The organism is Sulfitobacter sp. AS59 (assembly GCF_038899995.1).
In the GTDB taxonomy this organism is placed as follows: Bacteria; Pseudomonadota; Alphaproteobacteria; order Rhodobacterales; family Rhodobacteraceae; genus Sulfitobacter.
Window position 1 is genome coordinate 204,862 of the sequence record NZ_JBBMQK010000005.1, and the last position, 12,625, is coordinate 217,486.

Below are 12,625 nucleotides of genomic sequence, written 5' to 3' on the forward strand. Positions count from 1 at the left end.
TCGCCAAGCCCCTCGACGGTACGCTTATCAGCGACTTTGTCACTTTGTTCGTCCACTTATTCTGGTCCAGCAGAGATGTCAGTGGAAATCACGCGATTTCGGGATGATCCGCGCGTTGCGAGGGTGAGACGGCGCAGCGTTTGGGAGCGGCTTGCGAACTTCGTCTGCGCGCGCGAGGGGGACGTCCATAACGTCGTTTGAAAGCCGATCAAGCGCATCGCTGCGATCTGCCAGCTTATGCGCCACGACATGGATCACGTCATCGCTACGCTGCACCATTCCGGAGATATGCATCAGGCGGGATTGCATGATGACCTTGCGAAATAACGCCATCACCTTGGGCCAAACGACAAGGTTGGCAACACCTGTTTCATCCTCAAGCGTGATGAAACACACCCCCTTGGCGCTGCCGGGGCGCTGGCGGATCAGCACAATACCGGCGAGCGAGACAGGCTGCCCGTTGCGCATCTGTGTCAGGTTGGCGGCGGGAACATAGCCTTGTCGTGCCATGCTGCGCCGGAAAAAGGCCATCGGGTGCGTTTTGAGGGACAATCGCAGTGTCTGGTAATCCGCAACGACATGTTCGCAGGTGGGCATCTGCGGCAAGGCGAATGCTGTCTCGGCCCCTTCGTCTTGGGCGTCTTGGAACAGGGGCAGGTCAGGTGCGTCGCGCAAGGCACGCGCGTCCCAAAGCGCCTGCCTGCGGTCAAGGCCCATCGACCGGAACGCATCTGCGGCGGCAAACTTGCGGATCGTGCCCGCGTCCAGCCGCGCAAGTGTTTTAATTTCCTTGAGGTCGCGAAAGGGTGCCCCGCGTGCTTTTACCAAACGTTCCGCCATCCCCTGTGACAGGCCATCAATCTGCCGCAGGCCTAGACGTACGGCAAACCTTAACGGCCCCACGGGTTCAAGCGTCGTGTCCCAGTCGCTGAAATTCACGTCGGGCGCACGGACCTCGACATTATGTTCGCGGGCGTCGCGTACGATTTGCGCAGGGGCATAAAACCCCATCGGTTGCGCGTTCAGCAGGGCGGCGCAGAACACATCCGGATAGTGGCACTTGATCCAGCTGGATATGTAGACCAGCAGGGCAAAGCTTGCCGCATGGCTTTCGGGGAAGCCATAATCCCCGAACCCTTTGATCTGGTTGAAACACCGGTTGGCAAACTCAGGATCATATCCGCGCCCGATCATGCGTTCGACCATTTTGTCTTCCAACGCGCCGATTGTGCCACGAGACCGGAACGTCGCCATTGCCTTGCGCAGTTCATTTGCTTCCTTGGGGGAAAACTCGGCCGCGACCATAGCGATCTTCATCGCCTGTTCCTGAAAAATTGGAACGCCCAACGTCCGGCCCAGAATATTTTGCAACTCATCCGGGTCGTGGTCAGGGCCGGGGGATGGGTATTCGACCGCTTCTTTGCCGCTGCGCCGTCGCAGATAGGGGTGCACCATGTTGCCCTGAATGGGGCCGGGTCTGACAATGGCGACCTGCACCACCAGATCATAAAACTGGCGCGGTTTCAGGCGGGGTAACATGTTCATTTGCGCCCGGCTTTCGACCTGAAATGTGCCGACGCTGTCGCCCTTGCACAGCATGTCATAGACCTTTGGGTCTTCCTTTGGGACCGTCGCCAAATCGAACCGTTTGCCATGGTGCGCTGCGATCAGGTCGAACGCCTTGCGGATGCAGGTCAGCATCCCCAACGCCAGCACATCCACCTTGAGAATGCGCAGCTCGTCGATGTCGTCTTTGTCCCACTCAATAAAACTGCGGTCCTTCATCGCACCGTTGCCGATGGGGACGGTGCGGGTCAGCGGGGTTTCTGTCAGGATGAAACCACCGACATGCTGCCCCAAGTGGCGCGGCATACCGATCATCATATCGGCCAGCTTGATCGTGCGCGCAATAAGCGGGTCGCGCAGGTCCAGCCCGGCCTCTGCGGCTTCTTTTTCGCCGACTTCTCGGCCCATGCTGCCCCAGATCGTCTTGGCCAAGGCCGAGGTGATGTCCTCGGACAGGCCCATCACCTTGCCCACTTCGCGCAGGGCCATGCGGGGGCGGTAATGGATGACAGTGGCGCAAAGACCGGCCCGGTCACGCCCGTATTTGTTGTAGATGTGCTGGATCACTTCCTCGCGCCGCTCGTGTTCGAAATCGACGTCGATATCGGGGGGCTCAATCCGTTCCTCGCTGATGAAGCGTTCGAACAGCAGGTCGTTCTTGTCGGGATCGACCGCAGTGATACCCAGCACATAGCACACGGCTGAATTGGCGGCAGAGCCACGCCCCTGACACAGAATGGGGGGGCTGACCTCGTGTCGGGCAAATTGGATGATGTCGTATATCGTTAGGAAATACTGCGCGATGTCGAGCTTGCCGATCAGGGCCAGTTCCTTTTGCAGCCCGGCGCGCACCTTGTCGGGGGTGCCGCCCGGATAGCGTTCTGCGGCCCCCTTCCAAGTCAGCTCTGTCAGATACTCTTGCGGGGTGCGGCCCGCTGGAATTGTTTCTTGCGGATATTCATAGGACAGCTGGCGCAGGTCGAAGGTGCAGGCATCTGCAACCGCGCGGGTGGCGCGGATCGCATGGGGCCATTCGGCAAAAAGATCGACCATCTGCGCGGGTGATTTCAGATGACGTTCCGCGTTTGCCGCCAAGAGAAAGCCGGCCTTGGTGATGGTTTTTTTGTTCAGGATGCAGGTCATCACGTCCTGCAAAGGACGACGGTCCGGCGCATGATAATGCACGTCATTTGTGGCCAAGATCGATAGACCATGCTCTTTTGCCAGATGATCCAACCGGTTGATCCGTGCCCGGTCATCGCCGCGGTACAGATAGCTTGCTGCCACATGGCGCAGGGTGGACAGGGCGCGGGTTAGGGCGGGCAGTCTGGCGGCAAACTGGCCAAGGTTCTCATCCGGTAGAATGATTAGTTGTACACCATCCGCGTTGGCCGCCAAATCCTTGAGGCTGATATCGCAGGCTCCCTTTGCTTGCCAATCGCCGTTTTTGTCGTGCATCTTGCCACGCGATAACACTTCGCAAAGCTGCCCATAAGCGTCACGGTCCCGTGGATAGGCCAAAAACTCCTCGCCGGTCACAAGCTTCAGGCGTGCGCCGATGATGGGCCGCAGGCAGGCTTTTCGCGCTTCGGCATGAATGCGCACAACGCCTGCCATTGTGTTCAGATCGGCCACGCCAAGCGCATCATGCCCTTGCGCCCAAGCGGTTGCGCATAGATCTACGGCATCCGATGCCCCGCGCAGGAACGAAAAACAGGTGCTAACGCCAAGCTCGACAAAGGCGGCGCGGGGGTTGGGGGTGAACCCGTCTGTATCAAGGGTGCGCCGTGGGCGCTGATTGTCCATCTCGGGCATTATGCGAACATCCCGTGGATGAACCACCGTGGGTCGCCGCCGCGCCCGTCCTCATGCAGCCCCTCTCGGTACAGCCAAAGACGTTTGCCAAGCTGATCCTCAATCTTGAAATAATCGCGCAGCCGTGTTCCGGGACGGTCCTTCCACCATTCCGGTGCAATGCGTTCGGGGCCGACATAGCGGGCGACCTTGTGGGTCTGTCGCCGCCAGATGAATTGGGCGGGGGGACCTTCGGGAACGGCATAGACGACGCGCACCTCTTCTGGTGAGGACAGCAGCCGGATAGGGCGTTCGCGGGGCAAGGTTAGGGTCATATCCTGCGCCGTGTTTAGCGCGGGGGCCATCCTTTCTGCGCGCTCGGGCAGGTGACTGGCGTGAAGCACAGGATGCTTGACCGACCGATCCCCAAACCGGGCCATCAGACGGTCAATCAGTTGCGCAAGCTGCAGTTCCTCGTCCGATCCGCCACCCAGCCGGTTCTGTACAATGGCGACGGGTTCAACCGTTTCTGCTTCCAGCGTGATCAGGTCGAACCCGAACCCTGGCTTGATCCGCTCCAGCTTGACATCGAAAAGACGGGCGAGGTGGGCGGGATCACGACTGGGCGCTGCAATGGCCGCCGCGATCGTGCTGACCTCACCGTCGGTGCGGTAGACGCTTAGGGATAGACGGCGGCAGCCCAAACCGTGATGGATCAATTGATTGCAAAGTTCCCCACAAAGGTCGGGCAGGTAGGCCGTTGGATCTTGGATCGGTTCGGGCAGTGGTGTTTGCGCCTTGATCCTTGGCCGGGTTTCTTTGCTTGCGACGGGTTCGGCCAGATGCCCCATGGCCTGATCAAGCCTGAGCAGCGGGTTCGCGTGCAGGGCCTCGCGGGCAAAACGGCGGGTCAGGGACAGGCGCGGTACATCGGCGAGGGTGCCAATGGTCTTGAGGCCGAGACGGCGCAGCAAGATCAGGGTGGCCTCGTTCAGGCGCAGTGCGGAAACAGGCAGGGGCGCAAGTTGGGCCGCTAATCTTTCGGCTGGGCAAATCGCTCTGATCTGCCCGTATCGCGCCAGCGCCCATGCTGCCCCCCATGTCGGCGCAACAGCCACCCGAGAGGTGAGGCCCAGAAACGACAGGCGCTGTTCCATCTCGATTAACATGGCCGCCTCGCCGCCCATCAAGTGGTCGGCACCGGTTGTATCCAGTATCAACCCGTCCGCACCGTCCACGACTGTCCAAGGGCACCAGCGCCGCGCCCATAGCATGAGGCGGTTCAGGGCAATCTCGTCCCCGGCGAGATCGGCGTATTCAACGCGCAGGTCGGGGCAGGCAGCTTTGACATCCACGACGCGGGCACCAAGGTGGACCCCGACAAGGCGCGCCGGACGATTGGCTGCATGGATGACCGGACCGTGCTGCCCTTCGCAGGCCAGAACAACGGCCACGTCATCGGGTGGCGCGGCGCTTAGCCTCTCCATCGTTCTTTGCCATCGGTCCATCGCGAAATGGGGAAGATATATCGACACGATCCGCCGTCCGGTCATGGGTCGCGATCCATGTGCCGGGCTGGGTATGGCGCGCGCGGAACAATTCGACCTGCCAGCGCGGGTCGCCGGGGGCTTTGGGGTCGTGCGGATGGGGCAGGGACGGCAGCGACGTCACACGCCACCGGTTTCGTGCGGCGCTGAGGTCGGGTGATGCCGCGCGCCGGACCAGCCAGCAGGGTATCCCATTGCGTTCCGCCCGTATCACCAGCCGTTTGGTGGCGGTGAAATCCAGCGCCTTGGGATCGCCCCATATTTCGCCGACCACCGCGGCAAGGGACGTGCATCTGAGGCCTTCTTCCATCGCCCACAGCACATCGACAGGACGGTTCACATCGATACGGATGATGGGCCGGTTCGGTAAACCCGGCAGGTAGGGGTGACCTGTCTCTTGTCGTGACAGCCGGTCTTGGACCCAGAAAACAGGGGCGCTGCTGGCGGGAAGTTTGGACAGTAAAAAACCCAAACCTGCTGTATCGGTGGCCGCTGTCGGGAAAATCTCCGACAGCGTGTGCCATTGCGTCGGCGCAGGCCCCGAACTGGGCCCGTTGCTGAGTTTGCGTATATTTGTAGGTTTGCACGACACAGATGATTCCATATGTTCACTATATGTTCTAATTCAAATGTGGGGGTGTTGGCAACTTGCGATCCGGCAAGCCATGCAGTGAAAAGGGGCTGCGCGCAGTGCAGGCAGCCTTGGGTTTTCGCTTGCGGTGGTAGAGCGGGACCCGCTTTTAGGGCGCATTTTCTTTCATGAATGGCAAGTCTGTAACCGTGACCTGACGGGATGTGCCATCTTGCACGATCATCAAATCATTCGGGTCATAATCGCGGGCGGTCGAGATCATTCCGACACCGATGTTGCTGGCAAAACGGGGGGAGTAGATAAAATCGCTGAGCAGGCCGACAATACGCCCGTCGCTGGTTTTAATGTCCAGCTGATGTGCGCAGTTTTCTACTGGCATACCGGACAGGAAAAAGCCCACGCGCATTCGTTTCGGCCCCTCGTCTTTGATCTTTCGCAGGGCTGCTTTGCCGACAAAGTCCGCCTCGGTATCAAAATCAACGAGCTTGCCCAATGAAATCTCAAACGGGTTGCAGGGGTTTGTTTGCAAGCGGCCATCTGCGCCATAGGAAACCAACCCGCTCTCGATCCGCTCAAGGTCATTGGGGGCACCGGGGCGGATGCCATAGGGCGCGCCTGCCGTTTTGACGATGTTCCACAAGTCACACCCGCGCGCACCATCTTGGAGGTAAAGCTCAAACCCGCCCTGCTTGGACCAGCCCGACCGTGCCAGAACCAAGGGAATGCCCTGCAATTGGGTTTGCTTGAACCCGAAGTATTTCAGTTCCTTCACCCAATCGCCAAACAGATCGGCAACCACAGCTTCGGCCTTGGGTCCTTGAATGGCCAGCGGCGATACGTCCGGCTCGAAGACCTGAACATTCATGCCGCATTCCGCCGCGATGGCGCTGGCCCACAGGGCGATATCACTGTCAGCGATTGACAGCCAAAACCGGTCGGGGGCCAGCATCAGCAGCACCGGATCATTGATGAGATTGCCCGCGTGATCGCAAATCGGGACATAGCGGCCCTGGCCGACCTTGGTTTTCGTGATGTCCCGCGTTGTGAGGTATTGCACCAGCTTCGCCGCATCCGGCCCTGCGATTTCGACCTGCCGCTGTGCTGCCACATCCCACATTGCAACGCCATTCATCAGGCTGTCATATTCGGCCTCAGGCTCACCAAAATGCACCGGAATGAACATGTGATTGTAGACTGAAAAACACGCCACACCATCCGCGACAGTGGCATCAAAATACACCGATTTTCTATTATTGGGGCCAATGCCGATCTGATATGTCACGTAGGTATTTCCTGCAGTTACTGCGCCATCCGTTTCGCCGGCACCATATGGTTACTTACTGCATTAAGGGGGCAAAATATTCAACGTTTTAGCAAAAGTTTGCAGGTGAAATATGGTGCCCTTTAGCTGCGCTTAATCAGCGTTGAAATGATTGTCATAGTCGCTGACCAGCAACCGCGCGGGGGCTGCGTCCTCAACAATCTGGGAAAAGCGCGCAATCGGTTCGTGAAAGATATTATCCGTCTCGTCATCGTTGACGGTGCTGACCTCGCCGATCAGCACATCCGCGCCTTCGCCCCAAAAGGCGTGCCAGTCGCCGGGGCGCAAGGTGACGCTTTGCCCGGGTGCAAGGCGCAGTTTGTCGCCAGCATTGAAGGTCACCCATTGACCGTCGCACATCACCTGACCACCGGCATTGGGGTCAAGTCGACCTGCGGCATCTGAGCCAAACAGCTCGACCACCAGCGTGCCACCGCCGCGGTTGATGATGTCTTCGGCTTTGATCTTGTGGGTGTGCATGGGCGACAGTTGATCCTGACGCGATATCAGCAGTTTTTCGGCATAGCACATGCCGCGCCCCGCATTCAGGTCAGCCAGCACACCGTTGCGCAGTGTAAATAGAACAAGGCCCATTTCATCAAACCGCCCCGCACCGTAATCGGTCACATCCCAGCCGCAGCGGGCGTCGATCAGATGTGCCGCACTGTGCCTGTGGGCGGTAAAATCAGCAGGCGACCAATCGGCAAAGGGAGGCAGCAAAAAGCCGTGTCGCGCGATCATATCGCCCGCTTGGGCCACAAGTGTGTTGATGGTCGACCGTTTCATCCGCGATCCCGCTCTGCTGGTGCCTGCTCGAGTGAGGCAAACTGCGTGGTAAAGAAATACTGGCTGAAAATCGGGCCGCAGGCTGCCCCAAGCGCGCGTGCTTCGCCGCCAATGACGCCCTCTTCGATGGCGGGTAAAAGCAAGCCGCGACTGTCTTCTGCGGGTAGCTTGGCGGTGACGGCGGCGACCAAGCGGTGGCGCACATCAGGGGGCAGCGCGCCGTCAATCACCACGGCCTCAAAGTCGATGACCGCGCACACCGACATACACGCCTGCGCAATGGCATGGGCCGATCCGTCAATCCAATCCTCAACCTCTGCCGGATAGGCCGACCAATCTTGCGGTTGTTTCCAAAGATCACGGGGGTCATGTCCGGCTTTCGACAGGGCGCTTTCAAGAACATGGACCGATGCCACATCCAGCAACTGCTTGGTGCGCCCAGCACGGTCGCCGACGCGCAACGGGCCAAACGCGCCAGCGTTGCCTCTGTTGCCCTCGTAAACAGACTGATTAAGGACGATGCCGCCGCCGATAAAAGTCGAGACGAAAAAATAGGCGTAGTCGTGGAATTCACGGCCCCGGCCATAGACATGTTCGGCCCAGCAGGCGCTGGTGGCGTCGTTCAACATGAACACCGGAAGGTCCGTAAAACGGGCAATCTCCTCGTGAAAGGTCAAATCCTTCCAGGACAGAAAATCCTCGGGTGTATTGCCATTCGACGCGCCCCATTTCCAAATCTCGAAGGGGGCCGCGATGCCAAAACCGCACAGTTGCGCCGCTGCTTTAGGGCCAATTTCGACAAGCGCGTCGGCATAGCTTGTCGCCAAGAACTCAAAAATCGTCTGGGGGAGGGCGATCTCATAGGTCAGGCTGCGCTTGAACAAGGTAGCACCGCACATATCCATCACAATCAGATCGCAGCTTCGACGGCCCAGTTTACACCCGATGGACAAAGCGCCCATCGGATTAAGTGTAATCGGGACAGACGGTTTACCGACTTTGCCGCGCACGGGTTTGCCCTGTTGCGTCAGGCCATCGTTTTTCAGCTTTCGCAAAATAACAGACACGGTTTGGGCGGACAGGCCGGTTAGGCGGGCCAGATCACTGCCGGGCATCGCGCCATGACGCTGAAGCTGCGACAGGACCAGCCGCTCGTTATGGTTGCGCAGCCCTTTTTGGTTTGCGCCGTGGCCCAAAGGACGTACCGCGGTGTAATCATTCATGCTGCGCGCTCAACTTATCCAAATCCCTTTGTAAAACTGCAGCGATATAATTAATAAGTCAAGTTTATTTATTAATTGACAGGCGCGCAGTTTAGTTGAATTTTAATCCTGTCGTCGCGGTTGATTCGCCGCGCTGTTTGAAATTCTGGGAGGAATAGCATGAACAAACTTATCGCAGGGACCGCATTGGGTCTGATCGCACTGGCAAGCACCGCATCTGCCGGCAGCCACGCCGTTTCGGCATGTCTGATCACCAAGACGGACACAAACCCGTTCTTCGTTAAAATGCGCGAAGGCGCAGAGGCCAAGGCCGCTGAGTTGGGCATGGAGCTTAACTCCTATGCTGGCAAGATCGACGGGGACCACGAAACACAAGTCGCCGCAATCGAGACATGCATCGCCAGTGGCGCCAAAGGCATTCTGCTGACGCCATCCGATACGTCCTCAATCGTGCCCGCAGTACAGCAAGCCCGCGATGCAGGTCTGTTGGTCATCGCGCTGGATACGCCACTTGACCCGATTGATGCCGCCGACATGACATTTGCCACGGATAACTTTCTTGCTGGTGAACTGATCGGCCAATGGGCTGCCGCTGCCTTGGGTGATGACGCAGCGAATGCGAAAATTGGGATGCTTGATCTGGCGGTAAGCCAACCCACAGTTGGTGTTCTGCGCGATCAGGGTTTCTTGCAAGGTTTTGGCATTGATCTGGGCGATCCCAACAAATGGGGCGACGAAGACGATGCGCGCATCGTGGGCAATGATGTGACCGCCGGTAACGAAGAAGGCGGCCGCAAAGCCATGGAAAACCTTCTGGCCAAGGATCAGGGGATCAATGTTGTCTATACCATCAACGAACCTGCCGCTGCCGGTGCCTATGAGGCGCTTAAGGATATTGGTCGCGAGAATGACGTGTTGATCGTATCGGTCGATGGCGGTTGCCCGGGTGTTCAAAACATCGAGGACGGCGTGATCGGTGCCACGTCGCAGCAATACCCGCTGCTGATGGCATCCAAAGGGATCGAAGCAATCGCAGCTTTCGCCAAGGACGGCACAAAGCCACAGGCCAGCGAAGGCAAGGATTTCTTTGACACTGGCGTGGCACTTGTGACCGACAAGCCGGTTGACGGCGTCGAAAGCATCAGTGTCGCTGAAGGCAAGAAGCTTTGCTGGGGCTGATATAGCCGCGGTAAAAATATAACGTCAGTCGGGCGGATATTACGCGCCCGACTGAAACAGACGTATTGAGGGTGGATGCCACCTTCGCATTGGGGATTTGGGGGGGAGAAAACAATGTCCACCGGGGATAATTTCGAGGCCGCCGCATCAAGTGCTACGACAGATGTCGCGCATTTTGATGAGACCGGATCAGGCTTCGTTGGGAAACTTCACCACGCGTTGCATGTGACGCCAGCGCTGGTGCCGCTTATCGTGCTGGTCGCGTCAATCGTGGTCTTTGGCACGCTGATGGGGGCCAAGTTCTTCTCGCCCTTCGCATTGACCCTGATTTTGCAGCAGGTGCAGATTGTCGGCATCGTGGCCGCGGCGCAAAGCCTTGTTATCCTCACGGCGGGGATTGACCTTAGCGTTGGCGCAATTGCCGTGATCTCCTCGGTCGTGATGGGGCAGGTGACCTTTCGCTATGGGCTGCCTGCCGAGGTTGCGGTGGTCTTGGGCCTTGCCTTTGGCACCTTGATCGGCACGGTGAACGGCTGGCTGGTGGCTGTGATGAAGCTGCCCCCGTTTATCGTGACGCTTGGTATGTGGCAGATCGTGCTGGCGGCGAATTTTCTATATTCCGCGAACGAAACCATTCGCAGTCAAGACATCGCAGCGCAGGCCCCCTTGCTTCAACTGCTGGGGACGAAATTCAAACTGGGCGGCGCGGTGTTTACCCTTGGTGTGATTTTCATGCTGCTCTTGGTGCTCGTGCTGTCCTATGTTCTGAAACACACTGCTTGGGGCAGGCATGTGTATGCTGTGGGCGACGACCCGGATGCGGCCGAGCTGTCGGGCGTTAACGTGAAAAGGACCATCATCTCGGTCTATGCCATCGCAGGGTTGATCTGTGGCTTTGCTGGATGGGCGCTGATCGGGCGGATCGGGTCTGTCTCACCTACTTCTGGGCAGTTGCTGAACATCGAAAGCATCACCGCGGTTGTGATTGGCGGTATCTCTCTGTTCGGCGGGCGCGGTTCGATCCTAGGGACGTTCTTTGGGGCGTTGATCGTGGGTGTCTTTACACTCGGGTTGCGACTGGCTGGGGCCGACGCGCAATGGACCTTCTTACTGATCGGCGTGTTGATTATTGGCGCTGTTGCAGTGGACCAATGGATTAGAAAGGTAGCCGCGTGATGGAACCGATGTTGAAAGCCCGCGGGCTGGTGAAGCGCTACGGTCGGGTAACGGCCCTTGACAATTGTGACTTCGATCTGATGCCGGGCGAAATCCTTGCCATTATCGGCGACAACGGGGCCGGCAAAAGTTCGTTGATCAAGGCGATCTCGGGCGCTGTGACGCCAGACGCCGGCACCGTGACGCTGGAGGGCGAAGAAATCCGCTTCCGCTCGCCGATTGATGCGCGCAACGCGGGGATCGAGACAGTGTATCAAACGCTCGCGATGTCACCGGCCTTGTCGATTGCCGACAACATGTTCATGGGCCGTGAATTGCGCAAACCGGGCTTTCGCGGATCGGTCTTGCGGCAACTGGATCGCAAGCGGATGGAAGACATCGCCCGCCAAAAGCTGTCCGATCTGGGGTTGATGACGATCCAGAATATCAACCAAGCGGTCGAGACATTATCGGGTGGCCAACGTCAGGGCGTCGCCGTGGCGCGCGCTGCGGCCTTTGGGTCAAAGGTGATTATTCTGGACGAACCCACAGCCGCCTTGGGGGTCAAGGAAAGCAGACGGGTTCTGGAGCTTATTCTGGAAGTCAAAAGCCGTGGCATCCCGATCATCCTGATCAGCCACAACATGCCCCATGTGTTTGAGGTAGCGGACCGTATTCACGTACACCGTTTGGGCAAACGCCTATGTGTGATTGACCCGAAAAACTATACGATGTCGGACGCAGTTGCATTCATGACAGGCGCTGCCGTGCCGGACGCGGCATAGGGCGCACCCGTTGTGTTGGAGACGTTGGCCCGCAGAATTAGCGCGGTGGCATATACCGGCAAGCGGCGTGTCGTCGCGTTGGCCGGGCCGCCCGCTAGCGGAAAATCCACTTTGGCAGAGACGCTTGAACGCAACGATAGCACGATGCAGGTCGTGCCCATGGATGGCTTCCATCTGGACAACGCCCTGCTGATCGAACGCGGTTTATTATGCCGAAAAGGCGCACCTGAAACCTTTGACGCCGCTGGTTTCATCCACCTGATCCGGCGGTTGAAAACCGAGGACGATGTCGTGTTTCCCCGCTTCGACCGATCCCTTGATATGTCGATTGCGGGGGCTGGGATCATACGCCCTGAAACGACGACAATACTGGTCGAAGGCAATTATCTGATGCTGGACCAACCCGTTTGGCGGGATTTACGGCAGATTTGGGATTTTTCTGTCGGCATCGACGTCAGCCTGCAGGTCTTGGAACAACGCCTGCTGCAACGCTGGATCGACCATGGCTACACCCCTCAAGACGCGCAGGCAAAGGCCGAAGGGAACGATTTGCCAAACGCTAAGCTTGTGCTGGAAAACGCATATCCTTGCGACATCGTCATTGCCCAAGACCAGCAGTCCATTATTGCATGACCGGCCCCAAGGTCGGCAAAGTTGCATCCCATATTCGCCAACCC

The 12,625-nt window shown here is 58.4% G+C and carries 10 protein-coding genes; 4 read left to right on the forward strand and 6 right to left on the reverse strand.

Annotation, left to right across the window (positions count from 1 at the left end):
* Positions 1-78: 78 nt before the first annotated feature.
* From WNY39_RS13375 to WNY39_RS13400, 6 genes are all read right to left on the reverse strand, one after another.
* Positions 79-3,381 carry an error-prone DNA polymerase gene (locus tag WNY39_RS13375; protein WP_342846170.1) on the reverse strand — a complete coding sequence of 1,101 codons (3,303 nt, stop codon included), beginning with the start codon at positions 3,379-3,381 and terminating at the stop codon, positions 79-81.
* Complete coding sequence (locus WNY39_RS13380) at positions 3,381-4,847, reverse strand: DNA polymerase Y family protein (protein ID WP_342846172.1); 1,467 nt, start codon at positions 4,845-4,847, stop codon at positions 3,381-3,383. The genes WNY39_RS13375 and WNY39_RS13380 overlap by 1 nt, the downstream gene beginning before the upstream one ends.
* The gene (locus tag WNY39_RS13385; RefSeq protein WP_342846174.1) at positions 4,816-5,511 is read right to left on the reverse strand and encodes a hypothetical protein; all 696 of its coding nucleotides are present in this window, start codon (positions 5,509-5,511) and stop codon (positions 4,816-4,818) included. Before WNY39_RS13385 ends, WNY39_RS13380 begins: the two co-directional genes overlap by 32 nt.
* A gap of 136 nt (positions 5,512-5,647) precedes the next feature.
* Positions 5,648-6,781: a glycine cleavage system protein T gene (locus tag WNY39_RS13390; RefSeq protein WP_342846176.1), complete on the reverse strand. Its 1,134-nt coding sequence runs from the start codon at positions 6,779-6,781 to the stop codon at positions 5,648-5,650.
* Positions 6,782-6,913: 132 nt separating this feature from the next.
* A complete protein-coding gene (locus tag WNY39_RS13395; protein WP_342846178.1) occupies positions 6,914-7,606 on the reverse strand; it encodes a D-lyxose/D-mannose family sugar isomerase in 693 nt (230 codons plus the stop codon).
* Complete coding sequence (locus tag WNY39_RS13400) at positions 7,603-8,829, reverse strand: ROK family transcriptional regulator (protein ID WP_342846180.1); 1,227 nt, start codon at positions 8,827-8,829, stop codon at positions 7,603-7,605. Before WNY39_RS13400 ends, WNY39_RS13395 begins: the two co-directional genes overlap by 4 nt.
* 159 nt (positions 8,830-8,988) lie before the next feature.
* Here WNY39_RS13400 and WNY39_RS13405 point away from each other — a divergent pair, with 159 nt between their 5' ends.
* The 4 genes from WNY39_RS13405 (at position 8,989) to WNY39_RS13420 (ending at position 12,581) form a co-directional block, all read left to right on the forward strand.
* On the forward strand, positions 8,989-10,008 hold the full coding sequence (locus WNY39_RS13405) for a sugar ABC transporter substrate-binding protein (RefSeq protein ID WP_341233618.1): 1,020 nt from the start codon (positions 8,989-8,991) through the stop codon (positions 10,006-10,008).
* Positions 10,009-10,122: 114 nt separating this feature from the next.
* The gene (locus WNY39_RS13410) at positions 10,123-11,184 is read left to right on the forward strand and encodes an ABC transporter permease (protein WP_342846182.1); all 1,062 of its coding nucleotides are present in this window, start codon (positions 10,123-10,125) and stop codon (positions 11,182-11,184) included.
* The gene (locus tag WNY39_RS13415) at positions 11,184-11,948 is read left to right on the forward strand and encodes an ATP-binding cassette domain-containing protein (protein ID WP_341233620.1); all 765 of its coding nucleotides are present in this window, start codon (positions 11,184-11,186) and stop codon (positions 11,946-11,948) included. Before WNY39_RS13410 ends, WNY39_RS13415 begins: the two co-directional genes overlap by 1 nt.
* 12 nt (positions 11,949-11,960) lie before the next feature.
* Positions 11,961-12,581 (forward strand): nucleoside triphosphate hydrolase, encoded by a 621-nt coding sequence (locus WNY39_RS13420; protein WP_342846187.1) that lies wholly within the window; start codon positions 11,961-11,963, stop codon positions 12,579-12,581.
* Positions 12,582-12,625: the final 44 nt, after the last annotated feature.